General features: G+C 60.7%; 24 protein-coding genes and 1 pseudogene. 13 read left to right on the top strand and 12 right to left on the bottom strand.

The features are described from left to right. Positions 1-10: 10 nt before the first annotated feature. From AB4N84_RS21620 to AB4N84_RS21650, 7 genes are all read right to left on the bottom strand, one after another. Positions 11-2,203, bottom strand: coding sequence for a xanthine dehydrogenase family protein molybdopterin-binding subunit (locus AB4N84_RS21620; RefSeq protein WP_460043093.1), 2,193 nt, complete (start codon positions 2,201-2,203; stop codon positions 11-13). A gap of 10 nt (positions 2,204-2,213) precedes the next feature. Next, on the bottom strand, positions 2,214-2,666 hold the full coding sequence (locus AB4N84_RS21625) for a (2Fe-2S)-binding protein (protein WP_460043094.1): 453 nt from the start codon (positions 2,664-2,666) through the stop codon (positions 2,214-2,216). Positions 2,667-2,781: 115 nt separating this feature from the next. Further along, positions 2,782-4,407, bottom strand: a complete 1,626-nt coding sequence (locus AB4N84_RS21630; protein WP_460043095.1) for a PAS domain-containing sensor histidine kinase — start codon at positions 4,405-4,407, stop codon at positions 2,782-2,784. A gap of 63 nt (positions 4,408-4,470) precedes the next feature. Beyond that, a complete protein-coding gene (locus AB4N84_RS21635; RefSeq protein WP_460043096.1) occupies positions 4,471-5,271 on the bottom strand; it encodes an alpha/beta fold hydrolase in 801 nt (266 codons plus the stop codon). 36 nt (positions 5,272-5,307) lie between these two features. Further along, positions 5,308-5,844, bottom strand: coding sequence for a carboxymuconolactone decarboxylase family protein (locus AB4N84_RS21640; RefSeq protein WP_460043097.1), 537 nt, complete (start codon positions 5,842-5,844; stop codon positions 5,308-5,310). A 118-nt stretch (positions 5,845-5,962) separates the two neighbouring features. Next, positions 5,963-6,973, bottom strand: coding sequence for an alcohol dehydrogenase catalytic domain-containing protein (locus AB4N84_RS21645; RefSeq protein ID WP_244165772.1), 1,011 nt, complete (start codon positions 6,971-6,973; stop codon positions 5,963-5,965). Between the two features lie 302 nt (positions 6,974-7,275). After that, on the bottom strand, positions 7,276-8,004 hold the full coding sequence (locus AB4N84_RS21650) for an alpha/beta fold hydrolase (RefSeq protein WP_460043098.1): 729 nt from the start codon (positions 8,002-8,004) through the stop codon (positions 7,276-7,278). 554 nt (positions 8,005-8,558) lie between these two features. Here AB4N84_RS21650 and AB4N84_RS21655 point away from each other — a divergent pair. From AB4N84_RS21655 to AB4N84_RS21675, 5 genes are all read left to right on the top strand, one after another. Next, complete coding sequence (locus AB4N84_RS21655; RefSeq protein WP_460043099.1) at positions 8,559-9,515, top strand: GlxA family transcriptional regulator; 957 nt, start codon at positions 8,559-8,561, stop codon at positions 9,513-9,515. Positions 9,516-9,787: 272 nt separating this feature from the next. Further along, entirely contained in the window at positions 9,788-10,549 is a 762-nt protein-coding gene (locus tag AB4N84_RS21660) for an SDR family oxidoreductase (RefSeq protein WP_460043100.1), read from the top strand. Positions 10,550-10,639: 90 nt separating this feature from the next. Beyond that, positions 10,640-11,281: a response regulator transcription factor gene (locus AB4N84_RS21665; protein WP_460043102.1), complete on the top strand. Its 642-nt coding sequence runs from the start codon at positions 10,640-10,642 to the stop codon at positions 11,279-11,281. 17 nt (positions 11,282-11,298) lie between these two features. Beyond that, entirely contained in the window at positions 11,299-12,024 is a 726-nt protein-coding gene (locus AB4N84_RS21670; RefSeq protein ID WP_460043103.1) for a helix-turn-helix domain-containing protein, read from the top strand. Positions 12,025-12,221: 197 nt separating this feature from the next. Next, positions 12,222-12,593: a response regulator transcription factor gene (locus tag AB4N84_RS21675; RefSeq protein WP_074749565.1), complete on the top strand. Its 372-nt coding sequence runs from the start codon at positions 12,222-12,224 to the stop codon at positions 12,591-12,593. Positions 12,594-14,055: 1,462 nt separating this feature from the next. Here the strand turns inward: AB4N84_RS21675 and AB4N84_RS21680 are convergent. From AB4N84_RS21680 to AB4N84_RS21695, 4 genes are all read right to left on the bottom strand, one after another. Next, complete coding sequence (locus tag AB4N84_RS21680) at positions 14,056-15,063, bottom strand: zinc-binding alcohol dehydrogenase family protein (RefSeq protein ID WP_460043105.1); 1,008 nt, start codon at positions 15,061-15,063, stop codon at positions 14,056-14,058. A gap of 267 nt (positions 15,064-15,330) precedes the next feature. Continuing rightward, positions 15,331-16,722, bottom strand: a complete 1,392-nt coding sequence (locus AB4N84_RS21685) for an aminotransferase (RefSeq protein WP_460043106.1) — start codon at positions 16,720-16,722, stop codon at positions 15,331-15,333. Positions 16,723-16,742: 20 nt separating this feature from the next. Then, positions 16,743-18,215 carry an NAD-dependent succinate-semialdehyde dehydrogenase gene (locus AB4N84_RS21690; RefSeq protein ID WP_460043107.1) on the bottom strand — a complete coding sequence of 491 codons (1,473 nt, stop codon included), beginning with the start codon at positions 18,213-18,215 and terminating at the stop codon, positions 16,743-16,745. Between the two features lie 180 nt (positions 18,216-18,395). Further along, positions 18,396-18,875, bottom strand: a complete 480-nt coding sequence (locus AB4N84_RS21695; RefSeq protein ID WP_460043109.1) for an Lrp/AsnC family transcriptional regulator — start codon at positions 18,873-18,875, stop codon at positions 18,396-18,398. A gap of 185 nt (positions 18,876-19,060) precedes the next feature. Here AB4N84_RS21695 and AB4N84_RS21700 point away from each other — a divergent pair, with 185 nt between their 5' ends. From AB4N84_RS21700 to AB4N84_RS21730, 7 genes are all read left to right on the top strand, one after another. Beyond that, the gene (locus AB4N84_RS21700; RefSeq protein ID WP_074749569.1) at positions 19,061-19,837 is read left to right on the top strand and encodes an amino acid ABC transporter ATP-binding protein; all 777 of its coding nucleotides are present in this window, start codon (positions 19,061-19,063) and stop codon (positions 19,835-19,837) included. 38 nt (positions 19,838-19,875) lie between these two features. Beyond that, on the top strand, positions 19,876-20,685 hold the full coding sequence (locus AB4N84_RS21705; protein ID WP_460043110.1) for a transporter substrate-binding domain-containing protein: 810 nt from the start codon (positions 19,876-19,878) through the stop codon (positions 20,683-20,685). 75 nt (positions 20,686-20,760) lie between these two features. Beyond that, complete coding sequence (locus AB4N84_RS21710; protein ID WP_460043111.1) at positions 20,761-21,474, top strand: ABC transporter permease; 714 nt, start codon at positions 20,761-20,763, stop codon at positions 21,472-21,474. After that, complete coding sequence (locus AB4N84_RS21715; RefSeq protein WP_460043112.1) at positions 21,474-22,178, top strand: ABC transporter permease; 705 nt, start codon at positions 21,474-21,476, stop codon at positions 22,176-22,178. Before AB4N84_RS21710 ends, AB4N84_RS21715 begins: the two co-directional genes overlap by 1 nt. 66 nt (positions 22,179-22,244) lie before the next feature. Next, entirely contained in the window at positions 22,245-23,345 is a 1,101-nt protein-coding gene (locus tag AB4N84_RS21720; protein WP_460043113.1) for an NAD(P)/FAD-dependent oxidoreductase, read from the top strand. A gap of 50 nt (positions 23,346-23,395) precedes the next feature. Continuing rightward, positions 23,396-23,749, top strand: a complete 354-nt coding sequence (locus AB4N84_RS21725) for a cupin domain-containing protein (RefSeq protein WP_074749574.1) — start codon at positions 23,396-23,398, stop codon at positions 23,747-23,749. Positions 23,750-23,754: 5 nt separating this feature from the next. Beyond that, positions 23,755-24,681, top strand: coding sequence for a 2-hydroxyacid dehydrogenase (locus AB4N84_RS21730; RefSeq protein WP_460043114.1), 927 nt, complete (start codon positions 23,755-23,757; stop codon positions 24,679-24,681). A 112-nt stretch (positions 24,682-24,793) separates the two neighbouring features. Here AB4N84_RS21730 and AB4N84_RS21735 read toward each other — a convergent pair. Further along, positions 24,794-25,585: pseudogene (locus AB4N84_RS21735) on the bottom strand (LysR family transcriptional regulator); the annotation flags it as partial. Positions 25,586-25,708: 123 nt separating this feature from the next. On the opposite strand from AB4N84_RS21735, the gene AB4N84_RS21740 reads away from it, so the two are divergent. Next, entirely contained in the window at positions 25,709-26,815 is a 1,107-nt protein-coding gene (locus AB4N84_RS21740; protein WP_460043115.1) for an NAD(P)/FAD-dependent oxidoreductase, read from the top strand. Positions 26,816-26,842: the final 27 nt, after the last annotated feature.

Genomic DNA, 26,842 nt, shown 5'->3' on the forward strand with positions numbered 1-26,842 from the left:
GGTGCACTCCTTAAACAGTGAAATAGCCCGAGCGGCTCAATGGCAGGCGGCGTTCGCGTACGCCTGTCGCGGCATACAGCGCGTTGACCAGCGCTGCGGCGGCAGGGACTGCTCCCGTTTCACCCACGCCACCAGGGCTCTCGACGCTGTCGACGATGTGCACCTCGACAGGGGGCGCATCGCTCATGCGGATTTGTCGGTACTGGTGGAAGTTGGTTTGCTGGACCTGTCCGTTCTCAATGAGAATTTCGTTGAACAGCGCAGCCGACAGACCGAACAGGGTGCCGCCTTCCATCTGCGACGCGACAGAGGTGGGGTTGTTTGCAAACCCGCAGTCGATCACCGTCACCAGGCGTTTGATGCGCAGGCCTTTGGCGCCTTGTTTTTCCAGCTCGACAATGGTCGCAACGAAGCTGCCAAACACGGCCGACACCGCCACGCCACGGCCGGATCCGGCAGGCAGAGGCTTGTCCCACCCGGTGATTTCCGCCGCTTTGCGCAGCACGGCCTGGGCACGAGGTTGTGATTGCATCAGGCCCAGGCGGTAGTTCACCGGGTCGGCTTTGGCGTTGTGCGCCAATTCGTCGATAAAGCACTCCACCGCATACGTGCTGCGAAGGGGGCCTACGCCTCGCCACCAGGAGACCGGGATGACCTCCGGGTCGTGCCGGATGTAGCGAACCTGCAAATCCTTCAGGGTGTAGATCGGGTCTTTGGCGACCTCCACGGCGTCAAAGTCGACGCCATCGGCGGGCAGCCCTCCAAGGTAGGCTGCCACGACCGAGGCACCCGCGATGCGATGTTCCCATCCGACGGGGCGCAGGTCCTTGTCCAGGGCAGCGTTCAGACGATCGACGTAGTGCGGACGGTAGCGGTCGTGGGTCATGTCCTCTTCGCGGCTCCAGATCAGTTTGATCGGATAGCTGAGCTTGCGAGCGATGTCCACCGCTTGAAAAATGAAGTCGGATTCCAGGCGTCGGCCAAAGCCGCCACCGATCAACTGGTTGTGGATCACGACCTTTTCAACGGGCAGTCCGCAGACTTTCGCGGCGCCCATCTGGGCCAGTCCCGGTGCCTGACAGCCGACCCACAACTCGCATTCATCGGCTCGAACATGGGCGACGCAGGTCATCGGCTCGAGCGGGGAGTGCGACAGGAAGGGTTGCTCGTAAATCGCTTCGAAACGGCTGGACGCATTTTTCAGTGCGCTGGCGATATCGCCTGCCTTGTGCGCAAAAACACCGTCGCCCGCGCTGGCTTCGAACAGGGATTTATCCAGTTTCGCAGAGTCGAGACCTGCGTGCGGCCCCATGTCCCAGTCGATGTCCAGGGCGTTGAGCGCTTGCTGGCATGCCCAGAAGTTCGTCGCTGTGACCGCGACCGCATTGTCCAGCCGCACGACGTCTCGAACGCCGGCGATCGCTTTTGCGGCGGCTTCGTTCTTGAGGTTGCGCAGGGTGCCGCCGGAAACAGGGCAGGTCCGCGTGGACGCGATCAGCATGCCGGGCACTTGCAGGTCAATGGTGAACTTGGCGGTGCCGTTGACCTTGTGCGGCGTGTCCAGACGCTGCGCGGGTTTGCCCAGCAGCTTGAACGTATTGATGGGCTTGAGTGGAATGTCGGTCGGCAGTGGAAGGGCCGCGGCGGCATCGACCAGTTCGCCGTAGCCGGCGCTTTGATTGTTCGGGCCTAATACCCTGCCGTTTTCGGCGCGGCACAGACTCGGGGCAACGTTCCAGCGCAAAGCGGCCGCCTGAATCAGCACCATGCGCGCGCCAGCACCGGCCTTGCGCAACGGCTCCCAGGTATAGCGCGTCGAGGTGGAGCCGCCGGTGGCCTGGAACGTCAGCAGCGGGTCGGTATACAAGGCCGCATTGGGCGGAGCTTCAGCGATGGTGACCTGGCTCAAGGGCACTTCAAGCTCCTCGGCGACCATCATGGCGATGCCGGTCTGAACCCCTTGGCCCATTTCGATCTTCGGCGAGATGACGGTGACCGCGCCGGTGTGGTCGATGCGCACGAATGCACCGTAGCCTTTTTCCGCGCCATCGCCCAGATTGGCACCCTTGACGATATCCGCCGCAAAGCTGCGAGACACCATGGGCGGCAAGTAGGCGCTGATGATCAGACCGCTCAGGGCGGCACCGCCTTTGAGCAGGCCACGACGTGAAAGCAGGGCAGGGGACGATTGATTGTCGGACATGGTCATTCCCTCACGCCTGGCTGACGCTTTTGATGGCCGCGCGGATGCGCGTGTACGTTGCGCAACGGCACAGGTTGCCGGACATCGCATCGACGATCTGCTCATCGCTGGCCTTGGGGTGTTCGGTCAACAGCGCGACCGCGGACATGATCTGTCCCGACTGGCAGTAACCGCATTGCACGACCTCATGCTCCAGCCAGGCTTTCTGCACGGCCTGGCCGACAGGCTGCTCACCGATGCTTTCGATGGTCGTGACCTGTCGGCCCGCCACCGCACTGACGGGCAATACGCATGAGCGCGTTGCATGGCCGTCCAGGTGCACCGTGCACACGCCGCATTGGGCGATGCCACAGCCGTATTTGGTGCCGGTCAGTCCCATCACATCCCGCAAGACCCAGAGCAGCGGCATGTCATCGGGGACATCCAGCTGATGCTCTACGCCATTAACCATTAATTTTTGCATCGCTACCTCTGGCGTTCATCACGGTAGACGCCCATGCCGGAACGCTGACTCAGGCATGGGCGCAAAGCTTGGTTTATTCGACTTCGCCCCGTGTCATCGACCAGGGCGGTCTTTTTTAGGGTGAAACGTGTGGAAACCCGCGACCGAGAGCGCTCGAGTGCGGTAACGCAGGCAATGTGAAGGCTACCTTGGCGCCCCCCTTGCCGTCATCCCTGTTTGCAAGTTGGATCAGCCCCCCTGCGGCCTCGATGATCGACCGACAGATAGGCAGCCCCATCCCCATTCCTGTGGCTTTGGTGGTAAAGAAGCTGTCAAACAGTTTCCCTTCGAGCCCGGGCGCGATGCCGGGTCCACTGTCCAGTACCTCGAGCCGGACTTCGTTGTCAGCGAGCACTTCGCTCCTGACGATCAACTCGCGGGTCGGTGAATTCGCGCAGGCCATGGCTTGTGCGGCGTTCATGACCAGATTGACGATCACTTGCTGCATCAGCACCCGGTCAGCGCGAACTGGCGGTAATGATATCGCCAGATCCGTCGTGAGCCGTACCGAATTCTTGCGCAGCTCATGGTCAGTGAACTGAAGTGAATCCTGAATCACTTCATTCAACGCCAGATCCGTTTCTTGAACAGGCCGGCGCAGTGCCATGCTGCGAATACGCGTGATCACATCGTCGGTGCGCTGAGCTTCATCAACGATCTGCAACAGCGCGTTTTCGACCTCTCGCAGATCGGGTTCCGGGCGTCGCAACCAGCGCAGCCCAGCTTGCGCATAGGTCGAAATCGAGGTCAGTGGCTGGTTGATCTCGTGGGTGATGGACGCGCTCAATTCGCCGAGTATAGAAATGCGTGCCACATGCGCCAGTTCGGTTTGCATGATTTCGAGCGCGTGGCGTGCCTCGGCCAGTTCCGACAGGTCAATAATGCCAATCAAGATAACGCCGCGGGCGATGTTCTCTTTGGAAAAGCAGGCAGTGAAAAGGCATTCGAACGCCTTCCCCTTGAGCGTTCTCAGGCACGTGACTTCAATGTTGTTGGGCAGCCCGCTTAGAGACTTGACGACGCAGCGGGCGTAAACCTGAATGCTCTCATCAGGCCAGTAACGATCGATGGTGCCTAGCATCTCGGTGCGGTCGCCGCGGCCGAACAGCCGGACGCTGTGATCGTTCAAATCGACCACCTGGGTGTTTTGCATGAAGTCGCGAACGACTTCAGGGTGCGCCAGGAAGTATGCTTCGAGATCGCGAACACCGGCGTCGAGTAGCGCGCGGATTTTGGGTCCGACCGCCGTGAAATCAAGCTCCCAGAATGAGGCGGCCATGGCCTGGAACAGATTACGGTAACGGTATTCGGTGGCCTTCAGATGCAGCTCTGTCTCTTTTGCCAAAGAAATGTCATAGCCGGTCTCCAGAACACCCACGGGATGACCCGCCGCGTCTCTGCGCAGTGACCAGCGGGCGTTCACCAGCCGGCGGGAGCCTGTGCCTGTCAGACGTGAAAGTTCTCCCTCCCAATACCCGTCGCTCAACAAACGGGCATGCACGGCGTCGTAGTTTTCCTCTTCATGTTTGCATTGAAGCAACGTGCGGGCGTGAGCGCCTAGCGCCGTGTGTGAGGGCCATCCATACAGCGCGGCAGAGGCCGAATTCCAGAAATGGATCTTCCCCTCCATGTCGCGGACGAAAACGGCGTCGTGAAAACGCTCGAACACATCGGCCTCGGCGGGCGAGATGGGTGGTGTCATTCGGCCGCCCTCAATAGGCTGTCGGCTTTCTGGGGGATCACCTTTTTCAAAGTGGGTATGGCGTTAATGCTCAATGGATACAAACCCGACAATGGAGGTGATGGTCTGAGGGTCGCTGAGAATCCTGCGATGCCCAAGCCCCTCTGTGATAAGCAGCGTTGAGTTCGCCCAGGCACTCTGCAGTGCTTGTGACTGCGTGACGCTTACGACGCGGTCACCCGTGTCATGAACAATCAAGCCCTGATGGGAGAGCCCGGCGGTCAGCGCCGGAAGATCTGCAGAATCCAGGCTGACGCGTGTGAACGCTTCTGCCCAGCGTTGAAAGGCCTTGGCTTGTGTGTCATCGAGCCCGTGGGCGTGGGCGCTGCCGATCACGACCTGCTTCATGGAACAAGGGCCACAGATGTGGACGCTGTTCTCCACCGACAGGCCGTTTGCCAATGCCCACAGCGCCGCCGTCGACCCACCCGAATGACTGATCAGGGAATGTAAGTCGCCGAGCACCTGGGCAAGCGCCAAGGCAGTCCTGCCGGCGTGGATCATGCTCGAGACAGCGCCCTCGGAGTCACCGTGGGCGGGCGCATCGAACAAGACCACAGAGAACCCTGCCGCGAGCAAGGGTTCTACAAAGCCCATGAGGTGCGAACCGCGACTGCACCAGCCATGCACGAGCAGAACGCGGGGGCCCTTTCCGAGGGTCCAATACACGATGTCTTGCGCATCGACCTTGAGCCGGGAGCAGGTCGCCGTGTCGAGAAAGGCCCTTTCTTGCGCCGTGGCGGGTACTCGGTCCGGGATAGCGAATGCCCTGCATGCCGCCTCGAGGGCGGGATCGTTCGATAGCAGGTTCTGGAACGTACTCATGGGCTGAGTCCTTGAGGCCTGATGCCGCTCAGGCGGTTACTCGGGCTTGGGGAAATCGACGGTGGTGTCGTTGATGCGATTGAACACGTTGGTAAAGGTGATCACGGAGATCGCCAGTCCGATGTGAACGACTTCTTCCCCGCTGTAGCCGGCTTCCTGCAGCGCCTGCACCTGAACATCAGGAAGTGTGCCGGGGTTGAGCGCCAGATGACGAACGAACGCCACGAGGGCGTCTCGCTTGGCGTCCCCGGTCACCTGGCCTTCACGAATGCGGTGCATGGCCTCAACGGAGAGCCCGACCATTTTGCCGACCATGCTGTGGGCCGCCACGCAGTAGTCACAGCCGGCCAGTTCACTGATCACCAGCTTGATGGTTTCCTGATCGGGTTTGCTCAGAGGGCCGCCGGACAGCACTTTATCGGCCGCCAGCATCGCCTGGAGCGCAGCAGGTGCCAGGGTCGCGAGGGTGGCGTAGGCGTTAGGGACCTTGCCCAACGATTTTTTGATGCCTGCGTAGATGTCTGCCGTTGCGCCGGTGGCTTGGTCTGCGGGAACAGAGGTAAAACGTGCCATGGTGAATCTCCAGATCTCAATGTCAGCGGGTTTTCAAATAACGGCCTGAGTGGCCTCGGAATCATCCGTGGAAATCGGCGCCCGGGATGTCTCCCCATGGACGCCGACTTCCGCTATCTCATGGGTGTTGAGGTGACGACGGTTTCATGACCAGAACCGCACGCAGCCGAACGTCCGCGCGCATCATTCGGTCGTAGGCCTCTTGCGCCTGTTCGAGGGGGAAGGTTTCAACCTGCGCGCGAATGTCTTGAAGGTTGGCGAAAGCGAGCGTCTGCTCGTTGTCCGCCACCGTGCCGGTGAGTGCGCCGGCGACGGAGCGTGCGCCGAAGATCAGATCCGTGGCGTTGACGCTGATAGGCTCGCCCGGTACGGCGACCACCACCAGCTGACCACGTGGCGACAGGCCCGGGATGGTCTGCGCCATGCCCTGTGCGGTCGGGGCGGTGCCGAGCACGACGCGTGCGCCGCCCATGGAGCGCAATACGGCGGCGACGTCTTCTACCGTGGCGTCGATGTACCGATGGGCCCCCAGGGATAACGCCAGTGCTGCCTTGTTCGCCCCGCGCGCGATGGCCACGGTGTGGAAACCCATCTTGCGGGCGAACTGCACCCCCAAGTGACCCAGGCCGCCCAGGCCGTGAATGGCCACCACATCACCGGCTTGGGCACCCGAGTGACGGAGTGCGTTGAACGTGGTGAGGCCTGCACACAGCAGAGGAGCGGCTTGGGCAGCATCGAGGTCTTCCGGCACCTTCACCAGCCCCCGTGCTTCAGCGAGCATGATTTCGGCGTAGCCGCCATCGGTGGTCATGCCGGTGATCACCGGGTTCTGGCAAGTGACCGGGTCACCCTGGCGGCAGGACGGGCAAGTGCCGTCTTCGCCCGCCAGAAAACCCACGCCGACGCGCTGGCCAACGCGCCATTCATGAACGCCATCCCCCACGGCGTCGATGCGCCCAATGACCTCATGCCCAGGCACGCGGGGGTAGGGGACGCCTGCAAAACCTTCAACCGTGGCGCTGTCCGAATGGCAAACGCCACAGGCTTCAACCTCAATGCGGACCTGGCCGGGCCCGGGTGTTGGAACCGGGCGTTCCACCAGTTCAAGTTGACCGGGTGCGGTTGCCACTACTGCTCTGTAAGTCGTGCGGGTTGTCATATGTCACCTGAATGCAAGGGTGTGTTGTTGGGCGTCCGCACACGCTTGCGGGCCAAAGGCGTGGCTTTTCATCGCGTGCACGAGAGGACTTGAACGCGCGAGAGCCGAGCGCCAAGGGTTGTGTTCAGTGATTCGCCAGCGGCATCGGCCACGGTTCTGCATGTCGGATCTCCTTCGCAGGTGCGAGGAAGAAGCAGTCCGTTGCCGTCTTGCTGGAAGTTAAAGGGGGCCAGCAGTCCGGTTGCTCGAACGGTGGCCCGATTGCTCAGGCATCAGTCATTCGAAGCGTCGACGAAGGCCGCAATGTGTTTGGCCGCAGTGCGTGGGTACTGCAGTTGTGGGCCATGCCCGGAACTGGGGAAGGTCACGATGTGCAGGGTGGGTAGCTGAGCGCTGAGGGCGTACCAGTTCTCCACCGGGAACGCGATATCGTGATCGGCCCCAAGGTGCAGGACCGGAATGTCCGTCGTTTTCAGTACATGGAGCACGGCATCGACCGGGAACACCGGATTCTTGGGCCCGTCGCCCAGCTGCGCGCCCGCCCATTCGTGAGGAACGGCGGGGCTTGCGTCTTCTCTGTTCGACGCAAGCCGCGCCCACGAACGCTCAGCGGCGGCTCTGCTGGAGGCTGAGTCGGGCTCGAAGAACAGACTGACGAAATCCTCGAAGTCGTTTTCGCGCTTGGCCAGTTCGTAAAAAAGCGGCTCGCCCATTTTGGCCAGCTTGCCTGGAGGCGTTGTTGCGATCAGCACCAGATGGCTGACGAGTTGAGGCGCTTGGGCGAGGACAATTTGCGCCGCGACACCCCCGATCGACCAGCCGCCGAGGGCCACCTTTCCTAATCCCAACGCGGTAATCAGCTCAATGGTGTCCTTCGCTAGCACGCCCGGGTTGTAACTTTTTTCACCCGTGGATCGTCCCAGGCCGCTGTAGTCGAATACCGTGACCTGGAAACCCTGCTGCGCCAGGCCGTCGAGAAATACGGGGTCCCACGATTCCATTGTTCCGCGAAACCTGACGCAAAGTACGAGCGGTGTGCCTTGTCCAAACGTTCTGTAAGCGAGCGTCCTGCCACTGAGGTTTATATATTGAGTGGGTGCATGAAAACTTACGGAATGTTCAGTCATAGCGGTTGCTCTTTGTTATTGAAAGCGTCAAATACCGACTGATTAAGCGCAGGGGGCGCTGGCCTCGCTGGCGTTATCGTGTGACTGCTATTACAACGATCAAGCGGAAGGCTTGACTAGGACTCTGGTGCTTATTGTGTAAGTTGTTCAGGCGCTCGGTGTTGCCGGGTCTTTAGTGTGTGTCGCGCACACTCTAACAGCTGCACAGGTCGTGCAGATGCGGCGTTAAAGTTAGTGAGTTACAGCGTGGCTTAAGTGTTCGGCTTGGCGTAGGATACAACCGTGATCATCCCCCGATGACCTGCCAGCCCCTTCGTTGCATGACCTCTCTTGACGTGCGACCAGTAGCGTCATCGTGCATCGCGTTGACTGGAATTGAAACGACATTTACGGTCGTGTTTTCGGACATGACGCCGGACGGAGAGAAAATGCACAAGATCGGTTACTTCTTGACGGAAGGATTCCAGGTCATGGCGCTGGGCACCCAGTCAGTGTTCGAGTTCGCCAACGTCGTCGCCAAGGAGCAGGTCTACAAGGTCACCAATTATTCCCTGACCGGCGGGGTCATCACCTCATCGATCGGGGCGTCGGTCAACACCGAGCGAGCGTCCTCCGAGTCGCAGGCCGATACGTGGATGGTGTCAGGCATTGTCGATCCCCTTGCCCGGGACAGCACGGTCGAGGAACTGGATTTCGTCAAGTCTGCCGCGGGTCGCGCCCAGCGCGTTGGTGGAATGTGCACGGGCGCATTCGTGCTTGCCGAGGCCGGATTGCTTGAGGGGCGGCGTGTCACGACGCACTGGGCGTATGCGGGCGTTCTTAAGGAGCGCTTTCCAAACACCCATGTCGAGCCCGACCGGATCTTTATTAATGACGGCAGCATCTGGACGTCAGCCGGGCTCTCTTCGGCCATGGATCTGGTGCTGGGGATGGTCGAGAATGACCTGGGGCATGAACTGGCCAATAAAGTCGCTCGTGTGCTGGTCATGTATCACCGCAGGTCGGGCGGGCAGTCCCAGCACTCGGAAATGCTCAAGATAGCGCCCAAGTCTGACCGGATTCAGGCCGCACTGGCCCACGCGCGGGCCAACCTTGGAGGTGATTTGAGTGCCGATGCCCTGGCCAGCGTCGTTCACCTCAGCGAGCGGCAATTCAGGCGGATTTTCCTGGCGGAAACCGGCATGTCCCCTGCCAAAGCCGTGGAGCAGCTCCGGCTTGAGACCGCCAGGAACATGATTCAGCGGGGTCACCACCCGCTGGAAGTCATCGCCAGGGAGACAGGGTTTCGAGACAGACGGCATCTGCGTGAGGTGTTTATCCGCAAACTAGGCGTATCGCCACAGTCGCTACGACGTGATGCCCGAGTAGATGACGCGGTTGTATAAAACCATTGAAGTATCGGGACGAGCGGGTGCCTGTGTATATCGGGTAACAACATCGTCTCGATACGCGACCTATCCTTTCGTATGAATTGACCCTGTCGTCTTGTGGGGCCAGAGTTAGTGACAACACGCTGCAGTTCGCCGTAATAAACCCGGCTTCTTTTACGCTGTTTTACGCGATAAATAAGTTGTAGGCGACTGACGGCTTAACCGGCGCTTATGGCCGGCGCATCATGAAGTGTTGTCATTAACTTCCCACGTTAGGATTGATCCCCATGCAACTGACCAATAACACATTATTTATTACCGGTGGCGCCTCGGGTATTGGCCGTGGTCTCGCAGAGGCTTTCCATAAACTGGGTAATAAGGTCATTATCGCCGGCCGCCGCAAGGCGTTACTCGATGAGGTCATCGCGGCCAATCCGGGAATGGAAGGGCTCGAGCTCGACATCAATGATCCTGAAAGTATCGATAAGGTCGCCAAGACGCTGATCAGCCGCTACCCGTCGCTGAACGTGTTGATCAACAACGCGGGGATCATGCCGTTCGACGATGCCGCCGGGCACATCGACGATGCCACGATGATCGGAACGATCACGACCAATCTGATGGGGCCGATCCGTCTGACCTCGGCGTTGATCGAACACCTGAAATCGCAGCCTCGTGCCGTGATCATCAATAACACCTCCGTTCTGGCCTTCGTGCCGTTGGCTGGCAATGCGGTTTACTCGGCCACCAAAGCGGCGCTGCATTCTTACTCCCTTTCTCAGCGTTTTACGCTGCGTGACACATCGGTGACGGTGCAAGAAATCGCGCCGCCTTGGGTCAACACCGATCTCGTTCACAAGGGCGATGATCCTCGTGCGATGCCGCTCGATGCGTTTATCGAGGAGACCATGCTGGGCCTGGCGACCGACGTGCCCGAGGTGATCGTCGAGGCCATCCGGCCATTGCGCGACAACCCGGGTTCGCAGGAGCACGCGTTGATTCATGGGTTCAACCAGTCGTTGGTGGATAACCCGATTCCTGTGGGTTAACCGCACCGGTCATGAACTCTGCGAGTGGGTAGCGCTGAACGCGTCCGGTTTTGCCTGGCGCGTCACCGCCGACAGTCGTAAGGAGGCTGAATGCATACCTTCACGTCTTCGCCGCCCACCCCAACGGGTGCGCCCATCGTTTTTGTGGTGGATGACGACCAGGTGGTCAGCGGCGCGGTCACGAGTTTGCTCAAATCGGTGGGTTACGACGTCAGGGCGTTCTCGGGCCCGAACGAAATGCTCGCGGACCCGTTGGCCGGTTTGGCCGGCTGCCTCGTGCTGGACGTCAGGCTGCAGGGCTACAGTGGATTTGACCTGCAGCAACGACTCTCGGAATCCGGCAATCATCTGCCCATCGTTTTCATGACGGGGCATGGGGATATCCCCATGTCGGTGCGTGCCATGAAAGCAGGCGCCGCGAACTTCTTGACCAAGCCCTTTCGATCTCAGGATTTGATTGATGCCGTGACCGAAGCGGTGGCGGCCTATCAAGCGTATCTGGAAAAACAACGTGCCCTTGATTCTCTGCGCAAACGGTTCGAATGCCTGACGCCCAGAGAACGGCAAGTCATGGTCGGGGTCGTCAAAGGATTATTGAACAAGCAGATCGCGAGCGACCTTGTGGTCAGTGAGATCACGGTAAAGCTTCACCGCGCCAACATGATGCGAAAATTGCACGCCAACTCCATCGCAGACGTCGTCATGGCGGGTCATCAACTGCAGCTCTCCTGATAGGCGCGCGGCCATTCGTGGTGGTGTTCCCGCGGCGCTTTGTGAAGGCGGGCAAAGAAGCTTCAGGGGCCGTATCGTCCATTTCATCCGATGCAGAGGATATTCGTGTGGTCATGTTACCGGGCATCAAACTGACTCGACTCGAGCGATCGATGGAGTCTTACTCTGGAGGCGCGCTCCTCAAAAGCGGGAAGGCAAACCCCGCCGATCCTGGGAGCCTGTTTTTCGATACCCGCCTTTACGACGACGGTTCTTCGGCCAGTGCGGCCGGCTTGATTGAAGAGCCTGGCTTCTCCTCACGTTTTTGCAATGAATATGACCGGACCGAGCCTCAAGCCGAGGTTGATGATCAACAGTCGCCAAAGCGCACCCAGGAAAACCTGGCTCCCTGGCGGGTCAAAAGAGCCAAGGCGTTGATGATAGAGCTCATGGACCAAGGCTGTTCGATTGAGCGCGTGGCGAATGAGTGTGCGATCTCCAGAAGCCATTTCTCGCGGGCGTTCAAGAATGCCACTGGGTTGGCTCCGCACGACTGGCTTCGCCAGGAAAAAATACGCCGCGCCGAAGCGCTGCTGAGAACAGGGCGAGTGCCCATCAGCCGAGTGGCGCAAGAATGCGGATTTTCGGACCAGTCTTACTTCACGCGCGTATTCAGGCAGTTGAAAGGTGTAAGCCCACGGCGCTGGCAATCGCAGAACTGCGGTGAGGTCACGCACTTGGTGGATGTCGCCGCGTCCTGTTAAACCTGACGACAGGCTCAACGGCGGGCCCTGGTCAGTACTCCATTAAATTCCAATCAAGTCTGCACTTCATCACCGAGAACAAGCGGATGAACACGAGGGGTGGGTACTTCCCCGCACACTGTATTCGCTAGAGTGGACGTCAATGACGGGCGCACGCTGCATTTAATCCGTGTCTTCGTGAGCCCAGGAAAAATAACGTGAATAACGCCCCCTGTATCGCTATCGTCGATGACGATAAATCATGCCGAATGGCCCTTGGCAGTCTGGTGCGCTCTTTAGGCTACCGGCCTTGCCTGTTTTCTTCTGCCGAAGAATTTCTCGCCTCTACAGACATCGATAACACCGATTGCTTGATATCCGATGTGCAAATGCCAGGCATGGATGGACTGGATCTGCAGCGGAAACTGGCTGAAACCGAACGCCACATTCCGATTATCTTCATCACGGCTTACCCAAAAGAATCCGTTCGCACACGTGCGGTGACGGCGGGCGCGGTGTGTTTCCTGGCCAAGCCCTATAACGCCCAAGTGATCATTGACTGTATCGAGCAAATCGTTTCGAAGGGCTGAACGCTGCCTCGGCAGCGTTGAAGGAGCGCGGCTTGTGTCAGGGCCGCATTTCACGTTCTGCCGCACAGCGGTAGCACAATCAGGCGACTCGATGAGGCCTGACACTCCGCATCCACCGGTTCTGCTGCCGGTTCCCGGCAGATCGCGGGACAAGCCACGCTCCTACCTACGACGAGGCTGTGCGGGGTATGACGTCGGGTTCCTTCAGGCAGAAGCGATGTTGGGGGGGGATTCGAGGCTTTTGATTCTGGCCGGAGGCCGTAGGAGCGCGGCTTGTCCCGCGATCTGCCGCGCAGCGGCAGTAGAGTCAGGCAACTCGGTGTGTCAGAGAGACCGCATCAGCCGGGTTTGCTGCCGGTTCCCGGCAGATCGCGGGCAAGCGCGCTCCTACGCCCTGCGGGCAGAAGCAAGACGGTGCCTGACATGATTGCGCTCTGGACAGAAGCGCATTGAGGAGGTCTGCGGCTTTTGATTCTGGCCGGAGGCCGTAGGAGCGACCGGGGTGGCGTTCCACCTTGCCCGCGATCTACCGCGCATCGGTAGCAAAATCCGGCGACTCGGTTTACCTGACACACAGCATCCATCGGTTCTGCTGCCGGTTCCCGGCAGATCGCGGGCAAGCGCGCTCCTACGCCCTGCGGGCAGAAGCAAGACGGTGCCTGACATGATTGCGCTCTGGACAGAAGCGCATTGAGGAGGTCTGCGGCTTTTGATTCTGGCCGGAGGCCGTAGGAGCGACCGGGGTGGCGTTCCACCTTGCCCGCGATCTACCGCGCATCGGTAGCAAAATCCGGCGACTCGGTTTACCTGACACACAGCATCCATCGGTTCTGCTGCCGGTTCCCGGCAGATCGCGGGCAAGCGCGCTCCTACGCCCTGCGGGCAGAAGCAAGACGGTGCCTGACATGATTGCGCTCTGGACAGAAGCGCATTGAGGAGGTCTGCGGCTTTTGATTCTGGCCGGAGGCCGTAGGAGCGCGGCTTGTCCCGCGATCTACCGCGCAGCGGTAGCGCAATCAGGCGACTCGATGAGGCCTGACACTCCGCATCCACCGGTTTTGCTGCCGGTTCCCGGCAGATCGCGGGCAAGCGCGCTCCTACGCCCTGCGGGCAGAAGCAAGACGGTGCCTGACATGATTGCGCTCTGGGCAGAAGCGCATTGAGGAGGTCTGCGGCTTTTGATTCTGGCCGGAGGCCGTAGGAGCGACCGGGGTGGCGTTCCACCTTGCCCGCGATCTACCGCGCATCGGTAGCAAAATCCGGCGACTCGGTTTACCTGACACACAGCATCCATCGGTTCTGCTGCCGGTGCCCGGCAGATCGTCCGAGTGCGGCCCAGAGCAAGCGCGCTCCCACGACGAATCTGTGCCGGGTATGACACCGGCTTCCTTCGGGCAGAAGCGACGCTGTGCGCGATATGAAAACCGTTTCCACCGGACAGACACGTCAAGCGGCGGGTGTACTAGAACCCTTCCAGCACGATCTTGCCCCTCGCGCTGTGGCTTTCGATCAACACGTGGGCGCGGCGGAGATTCTCGGCGTTTATCGCACCCAAATGCGCGCCGGTGGTGGTTTGCAGAACGCCTGAATCGATCAGTTCAGCCACACGGTTCAGCAATGCGTGCTGTTTAATCATGGCAGGACTGCGGTACATGGAGCGGGTGAACATGAACTCCCAGTGCAGCGAGATGGATTTGCGCTTGAGGGGCATCGCATCCAGCGTGGCGGGGTCGTCAATCAGGGCAAGTTGACCTTCGGGTTTGAGCAGGGCAACGATCTGCTCGTAGTACGTATCGGTGTGAGTCAGGCTGATGACATGATCGACTTCCTTGTGACCCAGATCGCTCAGCTGAGCCTGAAGCGGCTGGCCATGGTCGATGACGTGGTGAGCGCCCAGTGCCGTGACCCAGTCTTTGGTTTCCGTTCGGGATGCGGTGCCGATGACCGTCAATGCCGTCAGCTTGCGGGCGAGCTGAACCAGGATCGAACCCACTCCACCCCCTGCGCCAATGATCAGCAGCGTCTCACCGTGACCTGCGCCTTCCTTCACGCCAAGACGGTCAAACAGCAATTCCCAGGCAGTGATGGTCGTCAGCGGGAGCGCGGCGGCATCTGCGACGTCGAGGGAGGAAGGGCGATGACCGGCGATGCGTTCATCCACCAGCCCATATTCGGCATAGCTTCCCGGGCGGGTGATGTCGCCGGCGTACCAGACCTTGTCGCCCACTTTGAACGCGCTGACCTCGGTCCCTACGGCCTCGACCGTTCCGGCAGCGTCCCAACCCAGGATGCGCGGCGAGGCCGTTGGCATGCTGTTGCGCAACTTGCTATCGACCGGGTTGACAGAGATCGCCTCGATTTTAACCAGCAGGTCATGTGGGCCAGGCACCGGTGTCGCAAGTTCGATGTCATACAACGAAGTTGGGCTGTCGATGGGCAATCCTGGCTGATCGTACACGATGGCTTTCATGATAAGGCTCCTGGAAAAGTAAGCGGGGTACTGCCTTTATTCACTCAACGCGCTGTGAGCGGTGCTGTAGGCGTGGAGCAACTGTGAGTGGTGTCTAAAGCGCATGGATGACGGTAATCATGTGATTCACGCATCACCCGGCTCACGGCCATAGTGCAACGCATTGGGGCAAATAAAATGACGCAGACCTTCCGGATTCCGGACATTGAAACGCCCATAAAAAAGCCCTGAGAACCCACGTTCTCAGGGCTTGATGGGGCGCGGAATTTAAACCTTCAATTCGTCCATCACACTCAGCACTGCTTTGTGCGCCAGGCCGACGATTTCATCGATTTCGCTTTGGGTGGTCACCAGCGGAGGTGCGAAACCCAGGATGTCGCCGTGAGGCATGGCACGGGCTATCAGGTTCAGGTCGCGGGCGGCCTTGGAGACGCGGGCACCGACCTTGAGGGCCGGATCGAAGCGGGTTTTGGTGGCAGGGTCGGCAACGAATTCGATCGCCGCCATCAGGCCGACGCCGCGCACTTCACCGACGATCGGCAAACCGGCGAACGTCTCTTTCAGGCTCTGCTGGAAGTAGCTGCCCACCCGGTGCGCATTGCCCGGAATGTCTTCGCGCTCGACGATGTCCAGCACGGCATTTGCCGCGGCGACGCCCAGTGGGTGACCGGAGTAGGTGTAGCCGTGGGAGAAGGCGCCGACTCGATCCGCACCGTCTTCCAGCACCTTGTAGACCTTCTCACCGACGATGGCGGCGGACAGCGGAACGTAAGCCGAGGTCAGGCCTTTGGCGACGGTGATGAGGTCCGGTTCGATGCCGTATTTGTCACAACCGAACAGGGCGCCCGTGCGGCCAAAACCGGTGATGACTTCGTCCGCGATCAGCAGAATGTCGTATTTTTTCAGGATCGGTTGAATCGCTGCCCAGTACCCGGCTGGCGGCGGCGTGATACCCCCCGTGCCGAGGACCGGTTCAGCGATGAACGCGCCGATGGTGTCCGGGTCTTCGCGCAGGATCAGGGCTTCGAGTTCTTCGGCGCGGCGGGCTGAAAACTGCTCCTCGCTTTCGCCAGGTTCCGCACCCCAGTAATGGTGTGGCACGCCGGTCTGAAGAATGCCGGAAACCGGCAGGTCCATATGGTCGTGATAGAAGCTCATACCGGTCATGGACCCGGCGATGACCGAGCAACCATGGTATCCGCGCTCGCGGCTGATGATTTTTTTCTTCTTCGGCAGGCCGCGCAGGTTGTTGTAATACCAGACCAGCTTGGCTTGGGTTTCGTTGGCGTCCGAACCGGACATGCCATAGAACACTTTGCTCATCTTGCCCGGCGCCATGCGCACCAGACGGTCAGACAAACGTGCCAGGTCTTCCGTGGTGTGGGCGGCGTAGGAGTGGTAGTAGGCCAGTTTGTGCGCCTGGCGGGAAATCGCATCGGCGACCTCGGTGCGGCCGTAGCCGACGTTCATGCAGTACAGCCCGGCAAAACCGTCGATGTACTCGCGCCCGGTGGCGTCGGTGATGCGGATGCCTTTGCCGGTTTCGATGATGGTCGGGTCCCCGGCCTTGCCGCTGGCGAAATCCTTCAGTTGGGTGAATGGATGCAGTACGGACGCACGGTCGAGTGCGCTGATCTGGTCCTGAGTGTGTTTATCCATGATGAATACTCCAAGCGGGGTTAGAGGCTGCCGACGCAGACGTATTTGAGTTCCATGTATTCAGCCAGGCCGTGACGAGAACCTTCCCGCCCCAAGCCTGATTGTTTCCAGCCGCCAAACGGAATCGGCGGCCCTGTGAAGCGTGCGGTATTGAGGGCGACCATGCCGAACTCCAGCCGGTCCGAGACGCGGGCTGCGCGGCGGGTGTCGTTGGTGTAGACGTAAGCGGCGAGGCCGTATTCGCTGTTGTTCGCGCGGCGCAGGACTTCGTCTTCGCTGTCGAAGGGCAGAAGGGCGGCGACCGGGCCAAAGGTTTCCTCCACCGCGATGTCCATGTCGTCGGTCACGTCCGCCAGAACGGTCGGGGTGACGAATGAACTGCCAAGGGCGCTGTTCAAGCCGCCGGCGGTCAGTCGTGCGCCCAGCGCCAGGGCGTTGCCAATCTGGTCACGGCATTTGTTGGCCACCGACACACGCGTCATCGGCCCGATGTCCACGCCGTCTTCCAGGCCATGGCCAACTTTCAGCTGGCGCGTCGCTTCACTGAAGGCCGCTACGAAGGGCTCGTACAGCGCCCGTTGAATATAGATGCGATTGGCTGCCAGGCAATCCTGCCCGGAGGTGGCGAACTTCGCGCCGATGCAACCGGCCACCGCTTCTTCCAGCGAGGCGTCGTCGAAGACGATGAAGGGCGCATGCCCGCCCAGTTCCAGCGAGACCTTTTTCAGCGTCTGCGCCGACTGCTTCAGCAGCAGCCGGCCTATCTGGGTGGAGCCGGTGAAGCTGAATGCACGCACTTCCGGGCGCTCCATCAGCCGTGCGCTGAGCGTCGGTGCATCCCCGGTCACCACTTGGAATACGCCAGCCGGCAGGCCGGCTTCCTCGGCCAGCCTGGCCAGTGCCAGCGCTGAAAGCGGCGTTTCTGGAGCAGGCTTGACGATCATGCTGCACCCGGCGGCGAGGGCAGCGGCGGCCTTGCGGGTGATCATGGCGTGGGGAAAATTCCACGGGGTGATCGCCGCCGTGACACCAATAGGCTGCATCCGCGTACTGAGCTGGCTGCCTGGCAAATGACTGGGGATCGACTCGCCGTAGCTGCGCTCGCCCTCGGCGGCGAACCAGTCCAGAAAGCCGGCCCCGTATTCGATTTCCCCCAGCGACTCGTTGAGCGGCTTGCCTTGCTCGACGGTCATCAGGATGGCCAGGTCATGGGCGTGCTCCCGGCACAAGGCTGCCCAGCGTCGCAGCAGTGCACCACGCTGTGCCGGGCGCAAATCCCGCCAGGTCAGGAACGCTTCGCTGGCGGCATCAATGGCGGTGTCCAGCCACTGGACAGTGCAATGGGCGACGTGGGCGATCACGGCGCCGGTGGCCGGGTCGGTCACGGGGAGGCGCGACTCGCCCTCGACCCATGTTCCATTGATGTAGGCGCGGGTCTCCAGCAAATCCGGACGGCGCAGTTGCTCAAGCGCGAGTGGGGCAAGGTGGTTCATGTGCAGAGTCTCATCGTCGATGACGGGCTGATGACTCATTTTACGGACGGGCCCTAGAGGCAAGGCTGCGTAACGGCAGTTACTGGCGCAGCAATACTGCGAATAACGGAAAACCACGCAGCTTTACTGCGGCTCAGGGATTAAATTCGTCTCTACAGGGAAATCAGGATGGGCGCAGCGCTATTTGACTTCAACGGCGCCCGGTATCGGGATGCTGAAACCTGCCTTGACCCGGTCCATGACCACCATGGTCTTGAAGCCCTTGATGTTCGGGTTGTTGTAGAAGAACTGCCGGGTGAATTGCTCGTACTCCTCCATGTTGCGCGTCGTCACCACCAGCACGAAGTCGGCATCGCCGGTGACGTAGTAGCCGCTCATGATTTCCGGGGTCGTGCGGATCGAATGTTTGAAGGTGTCGATGATGTCGGCCCGCTCGCGTTCGAGCGAGACCATCACCAGCATCATCACGTCGCGCCCGACGGCTTTGGGCGACACCACGGCAATGTCAGCCTCGATGATCCCCGAACTGCGAAGCCGCTTGAGACGGCGCTGAATGCCGGTGCTGGACAGGCCGACCAGCTCGCCCAGTTCTTCGCTGGACACGCGGTTGTTGTGTTGCAGTTCGGCAAGCAGCCTTGCATCGATTCTGTCCAGTTCCACGGTCATGATCCCCTGAGGCGGCTTGAGTTCGCCCTAGAGTAGCCGATGGTTCCCAGTGTGCAGAAGTCCATTGTGAATAACATTTGGTTATGCACGGCAATATTTATCGCATTTGACAGTATGGTCGCCACGTTCCAGATTGAGGGCACGCCCACCCGCCGATCCACTTGAACTGGAGCATCGATTTGAACACGCAGACATCACCCGTTGTGCTCAGAGTCGATGCGCTGCACAAGCAATTTGGCGATACCGCGGTGCTCAAAGGTATTGATCTGAAGGTCCGTCAGGGAGAGGTGATCTCGCTGATAGGCTCCTCGGGGTCGGGAAAAAGCACGTTTCTGCGCTGCCTGAATTTTCTCGAAATGCCGACCTCCGGCGCCATCGAAGTCAACGGCCGTGATCTGCACATCGAAACCCGCAGCGACGGCAGTGTGCACTTGAGCAATCCTCGCCTGGTGGATGCGTTTCGTGCCGAACTGGGCATGGTCTTTCAAAGCTTCAACCTGTGGCCGCACCGCACGGTGCTTGAGAACGTCACCGAGGCGTTGGTCTGGGTGAAGAAGTTGCGACGTGACGAGGCTCGGGAGAGGGCGCTCGACGTGCTGACCCGGGTTGGCATGGCCGAGAAGTGTTCAGCCTATCCGTCGGCGCTGTCGGGAGGACAGCAGCAACGTGTCGCCATCGCACGGGTGTTGGCGATGAAGCCCGGCATCATGTTGTTCGACGAGCCCACCTCCGCGCTTGACCCTGAACTGGTGGGTGAAGTGTTGCGGGTCATCCGCCAGCTCGCGGATGAGGGCAATACGATTTTGCTGGTGACCCACGAGATGCGTTTTGCACGGGAAGTCTCCAGCCGCATCATCTTCCTGCACCAAGGGGGCATCGAGGACGACGGCACCCCGGAAGAGGTCTTCAATAACTCCAAGTCCGAACGCGTCAGGAAATTCCTTGCGCAACATTGAATCACTGCCGTCACTGAACTGACCTTAGGTATCTCTCGATGAAGAAGACATTGCTCGCGTTCGTTTGTGGCTCTGCGTTGATCACCATGACCTCGGTCGTCAACGCGGCGGAAGATACATTGACGGTAGGCACCGAGGGCGATGCCCCGCCTTACAGCATGGCTGACGTCAACGGGAATGTGACCGGCTACGACGCCGACATTGCCAATGCGGTGTGCAGTGAAATGAAAGTCAAATGCCGCTTTGTGGTCCAGTCGTTCAGCACGCTCATTCCCTCGCTGAGCACGGATCGATTCGATGTCATCGTGTCGGGCCTGGGCATCACCGAAGCGCGCAAGAAGCAGATCGATTACTCCATCCCGTACGGCGGTGTGCCGCAGTATTACGTGATCGCCAAGGATTCGCCGATTGCCGCGCTGGGCTCGATCTCTGAAATCGAGAAGCAGCTCGACGGCAAAACGGTGGGTGTGGTCAACGGCACCACCTACGCCAAATACGTGCAGAAGCATCTGCCCAAGTCCGAGGTGAAGACCTACGACGCGACGACCCAGATGCTGGCCGATCTTGAGGCCGGACGCATTGATTCCGCTTACAGCGATTCGCCCACCTGGACGGACTTCTTCAAGACGCCGGGCGGTGCGAAGTTCACCCGCGTGAAGGTCGCCGTGCGACAAGCAGATGACCCGACCGTGCTGGGCTACGGCATGGGCGTCGGGATCCGTAAAGGCAATACCGCGTTGCAGGCGAAGGTCGACACGGCCCTATGCGCACTGTCGAAAAAAGGCGAACTCACGGCGATCAGCCAGAAGTGGTTTGACGAAGACTACGCCATCGCCTGCAAGCAGTAGACCGGCCACCGTGGCTCTTGCCAGCGTGTGGGGCAAGAGCAGCGTTCGTGCAGTATTGAATGAGTCGGGTGGTTGATGACTGACATATGGCGGTTTTTATTCGAGCAGGGCTGGGCGGTTTCCCTGCTCAAAGGCAGTGCCGTGACCTTGGGGTTGGGGCTGCTGGGCATGTGCGTCGGCTTGATCGTCGCGCTGCCACTGGCGATCGTGCGCTGGCGCGAGGTCTATGCGCTGGGCCGCTTGGTCGAGGCCTACACCATGCTGGTGCGCAGCATTCCGGGGTTGCTGATCATCTACCTGATTTTCTTCGGCTCAGTGCAGGTCGTCGACAAGATCGGTGCGTTCTTCGGGTTTCAGTCGGCGTTGCGCAGCGCCTATCCGTTTCTGATGGGGGTGTTGGCCATCAGCATCATTTCCAGTGCCTATTCGGTGGAAGTGCTGCGTGGCGCACTGCAGGCGATTCCGGAGGGGCTGATCGAGGCGTCGAAATCACTGGCGATGCCGCGCAGGGCCATTTACCTGCGAGTGGTCTTGCCGCTGATGTTGCGCGGTGCGTTGTCGGGCCTCAACAACGTCTGGCAGATGACAATCAAGGACACCTCACTGGTGTCGGTGGTCGGGCTGGGCGAGTTGATGCGAACGGCAGCGCTGGCGGCGGGCATCTCCCGTAGCCCGCTGGTTTTCTACCTCATTGCCGGTCTGGTGTTTCTGTTGATCACCTGGCTCAGCCAGCGACTGTTTCGGGTGTGTGAAGTGCGCCTGAATCGCGGATTCAGAGGGGCACACTGATGGACATGGAGTTGCTGCAGGAAGCCATTCCTTTTCTGCTCAAAGGGGCACAGGTGACCTTGCTCATCGGGTTCTTCGGCGTGGTGATGGGGCTGCCGTTGGGGGTTCTGCTGGCGCTGCTGCGGTTGTCCGGCAGGCGGTGGGTCGTGGCCTGTTGCTCGGCGTTCAGCGCGTTCTTTCGGGGTACGCCGCTGTTGGTGCAGCTGTTCATTCTCTACTACGGGTTGGGGCAGCTGGAGTTCGTGCGGCACAACCCGGTGCTCTGGTGGGTGGTGGGCAGCAGTCTGAACTGCGCGATCCTGACCGTGGTGCTCAATACCGTGGCCTACACCTCCGAAATTTTTCGGGGAGCGTTCCAGTCGATACCCCACGGCCTGGTAGAGGCCGCGCAAGCCTGCGGCATGTCGAAGTGGATCACGCTGCTTCGGGTTCGCTTTCCGCTTGCGCTGCGCCAGGCCTTGCCGGCGTATGGCAACGAGATCGCGATTGTCGTGAAGGAGTCGAGCCTGGCGTCGACCATCACGGTGCTCGAGATCACCGGATACGCCAAACGGTTGATGAGCGAAACCTTCGCCATCATCGAGATTTTTGTGATCGCCTCGGTGTTTTACCTGGTGATCAATCTGCTGGCGATGCTGCTCGTGCGCCAGTTCGAGAAGTACTTGTCGGGAGGCGTCAAGGCCACCCGCAACATTCGGATCTGATTCCCGCGTCCGCGGGATGTCATTAGTGCGCGCGACGCCTGTCGCGCTCTGCTCAAGGGTCGTTTCATGAAACACATCATCGTCGTCGGCGCTGGCGCCGTCGGGCTTTCCTGCGCGCGTGCCGCACTGAAACGCGGTCATCGAGTGACCGTTGTGGAGCAGGGTCCGTTACCCAATCCCCAGTCGGCGTCCTATGACCAGCACCGGATGATCCGTTACCAATACGGTGACGCTGAAGGCTATACGCGGATGGTCGGCGAGGCTTTTGGCGCCTGGGACCGACTCTGGCAGGACATTGGCGAGCGTCACTTCGTGGCCACAGGCACCTTCGGCGTGTCCCTTGAGGCCAACGACGAAATCCAGCTGACCGTGCCGACGTTCAAGCGCCTGGGGATATCCCACGAATTGATGGACGGTGCCGCGGCGGAGCGGCTGTGTCCGCAACTCACGCTTCCGGCATCGGCTCAGGGCCTGTATCAGGCCGACGGTGGCGTGCTGTTCGCCGACCGCATCGTCGACAGCCTGCTGGCCTGGGTGCGAGGGCAGGGCGGCGAACTTCGTTCGCAGAGCAAAGTGGCTCACATCGACACCCTCGGCAGTCGAGTGACCCTCGATAACGGCGACGTGCTCCAGGGCGATGCGGTGGTGGTCGCGGCGGGGGCCTGGCTTCCGGGCTTGATGCCGCAGCTCGACGATCTGCCGATCTGGCGCCAGGCGGTGTGCTATGTCGATGCACCGCAACAGTACCTGGCGGATTGGGCCAACGGTCCCTGCCTCACCGACCTTGGCATTGGCGACAACTACGCCTTGGCACCCGCGGGCGGGACCGGCCTCAAATTCGGCTCCGGATTGCACCGCCGCGCCGGTACGCCAGCGCTCACAGGGTTCAAGGCCGATGTCCAGGAAGGCTACGAGGTCATTGCCCACTTCGCCCCTTACCTGCGCGATGCATCGGCGTACCGACCGGTTCGCATGGCCGTCGGTTATTACGTCAAGGACGCGTCGAGCAAATTCCGTGTGCAGCAGGATGGCCAGGCCGTGGTCGTCACGAATTGCGACGGTCAGATGTTCAAGTTTTCCACGTTGATGGGCGAGCGGGTGCTTGCGTGCATCGACGGGGAGTTGGCCGCTGACGAGCTGACGCGCTGGGCAGCGGGCGAGCGGTAATCCATTTATCAGTACCTATTCAACAGCACTCAACGAACAGGACACAGAACATGAGCTATTTGACCCATTTCGATTTTTCCAACCTTGGCGCCGGCCGCAAAGGCGAGCCACTGCCAGGCCGTCTGGTGGAGGGCGACCCGCAGTTCACCACTTGGGACATTGCGAAAAGTGCTGACGGTCGCGTCACGGCGGGCGTCTGGGAAGTCACTCCCGGCGCGTACTGGTCGATCAAGGGCGAGAGCTGGGAGTTCTGCTCCATCCTCTCCGGCGTGTCGGAGTTGGTGGAAGAGGGCCAACCGGTCAAACGCATTCAGGCGGGGGATAATTTCATCATGCAACCTGGCTTCAAAGGCATCTGGCGCGTGATCGAAACCACCCGCAAAGTCTGGGTTCAGCTGGACTGACGGCCATGAGTCTGGTCTACAAGGCTGACCCTGAACGCGGGGAGGAATGGCGTGCGCTGCTCCGGCAGCTGGCGCCGCAGATGCCGTTTTACATCTGGCCGCAAACCGGGCCGGTGGAAGACGTGCGTTACCTGGTGGTGTGGCAACCACCTGACCGGTTGGCCGAGCGGTTTCCCCATCTGGACGTCCTGTTTTCAGTGGGCGCGGGTGTCGACCAACTGGCCGGGGCTGATATTCCTGCGCACCTGCCCGTGGTGAGAATGACTGAGCCGGGGATTGCTCAGGACATGGCCGAGTACGTCACGTTGGCGGTGCTTGCGCTGCACCGTGACTGGCCGCAGTACCTGGCGCAGCAACGGCAGGCGGTTTGGCGTGAGGTGCGCAATGTGCCCGCCGCCAGGCGCCGTGTCGGTGTGCTTGGCCTGGGGCGGTTGGCCCGGCAGGCGTTGCGGCAATTGCAGCCGTTTGGTTTCCCCCTCGCGGGCTGGAGCCGTTCGGGGGGAGAGATTGAGGGCGTGGAGGTGTTTGCCGGTGATGCGCAGTTGCCGGAATTCCTGGCGCGCACTGACATTCTGGTGTGCCTGTTGCCCTTGACCGATCAGACACAGGATGTGCTCGATCGGCGCTTGTTCTCGCAACTGCCCCAGGGCGCTGCGCTGGTGAACGTCGGGCGTGGGCGCCATTTGGTCAATGCCGATTTGCTGGCCGCGCTGGACGAGGGGCGCCTGCGCGCCGCCGTGCTGGACGTGTGCGACCCGGAGCCATTGCCGCCAGATCACCCTTTCTGGCATGACGCACGCATTTTGCTGACCCCGCACGTTGCCAGCATGACGCGCCCCGAGACCGCCGTGACGACGGTGCTCGAGGTGATCGCCCAGCACCGGGCCGGTTTGCCGTTGACGGGCGCCATCGACCGAAGCAAGGGTTATTGAGGGGGGAAAGGTCCAGGCCGGTTTGAGCGATCAGATCGTTGTGCCAGTCCATGAACTGTTTGCGGAACAGATCGACGATTGCCGAACGGTTGCGCCCCGACTGGCGAAGCTCGGCAAAGCTGGCATCGATGAACACGCCGAACGGCCGGATGGTGATGCCCTTGTCGAGGAAGTCGAGCGTGGCGGTGGGGTCAAGGATGGTGATCCCGGCGCCTGCTGCGACCATGATCAACGCCGTGTGGGACAGCAACGCCTCCAGCGTCACGGTGCGCGGCACGCCAGCCAGCGCCACCTCCACGCGCATGGCGAACAGGCTGCCAGGTTCGAGCGCGATCATCTTTTGCCCGGCCAGATCGGAAGGGTAGATCACTGCTTTCTGCGCCAATGGATGCCCATCCGGCAGGGCGACCACCGCTGCGATAGGTTGCATCGCCACGTCGAAACCGGACCGGTCGATCGGACCGTCCGCATACCCCAGATCGGCTTGTCCGGACGCCACGGTTTCAATCACCTGCGGGGAGCCGAGACCGGTGACGGCCACGTAAAGATTGGGCTTGTCGAGCACGAATTGCGCCACGAAACGCGGCAGGATTCCGCTCGCCAGCGCCGGCATGGCCGAGATCCGCAGTGAGCCGGCGGAGTGACGACTGATGTCGGCGGCCACTTGCGTCAATCGATCCAGTCCGACGAAGGAGCGTGTGACTTCCTTGATCAGGGTGAAGGCCGCCTGGGTGGGAATGATCTGGTTACCGTGGCGCTCGAACAGCAGCAAACGCGTGGCGGCTTCAAAGTCCCGGATCAACCGGCTGACAGCAGGTTGTGTGACGGACATGAGTTCCGCAGCAGCGGTCATGCTTCCCGTGGTCATGACCGCTCGAAAGGCTTCGACCTGCCTGAAGTTCATTGAGCGGCTCCATAATATTGGCTTATGCACGAGGCGTTTTTAGGCATTTGACCTCATGCTCGTCGAATCGCACATTAACCGCAACCCGCACGTTCGGTGCAGTGATTTAAAGCAGGAAGCGGTGTGGAAGAGCGCGAAATTGTCATTATCGGCGGGGGCCTCATGGGCGCTGCGCTGGCGTGGGGTCTGGCGGGCCTTGGCCATGAGGTGTTGGTGCTCGACGGTGGTGACCTCGACCCGCGTGCCTCACGCGCCAACCTGGGTCTGGTCTGGGTCAGTGACAAAGGCCTCAATCAGCCGCACTACGCGCTGTGGTCCAGGGACGCCGCGTTGCAGTGGCCAGCCTTTGCCGAGACCCTCGAGCGCGAGACCGGTATCGACCTGCAATTGCAGCAGCCGGGTGGCTACAACTTCGCCTTGTCGGAGCGCGAACTCGCTCAGCTGCAAGCGAACATGGCGACCATTGCCGCCCAGACCCATGGCGGCCTGGGCGATTACGAAATGCTGGGTCGCGCTGAGCTCCGCGCGCGCTTGCCGCACATCGGGCCGAACGTGGTCGGCGCTTCGTTCTGCCGCTATGACGGCCATGTCAACTCCCTGCGCCTGTTCAACGCCTTGCACCTGGGGATGGCCAGGCGTGGAGTGGAATACCGTTCGCATTCTCCGGTGCAGCACATCGAACCGATGGCGAGCGGATTCACCGTGACCGGATCATGGGGCGCGCTTCGGGCACGCAAGGTGATACTCGCCGCGGGCCTGGACAACACGCGTCTGGCGCCCATGGTCGGGATGTCCGCTCCGTTGGTGCGCTCCAAGGGGCAGGTCATCGTGACGGAAAAGTGTCAGCCGCTTTTCGACTCGGTGGGCGGCTCGCTGCGACAGACCGGCGAGGGCAGTGTTCTGATCGGGGAAAGCCAGGAGACGCAGTCCAATGCGTTGGCGGTCAATCACGGCATCAGTGCCGTCCTCGCCGATCGCGCCGCGCAGATATTCCCCGTCATCCGGCACTTGAATGTGGTGCGTATCTGGACCGGCCTGCGGGTTAAAACGCCCGACGGCATGCCGATTTATGAACAGTCGGCTGCGTATCCCGGCGCCTTTCTCATGCTCTGTCATTCCGGTGTCACGCTGACCTCGCTGCACGCAATGCACATTGCTCCGCAGATCGCGTCGGGACACCTGGCGGACTCATTGCTGCCGTTTCATTCGCGGAGGTTGCATGTTTCGTAGACTCGCTCCGATTTCCCAAGCCATAAG

The organism is Pseudomonas sp. S2_H01 (assembly GCF_054668305.1).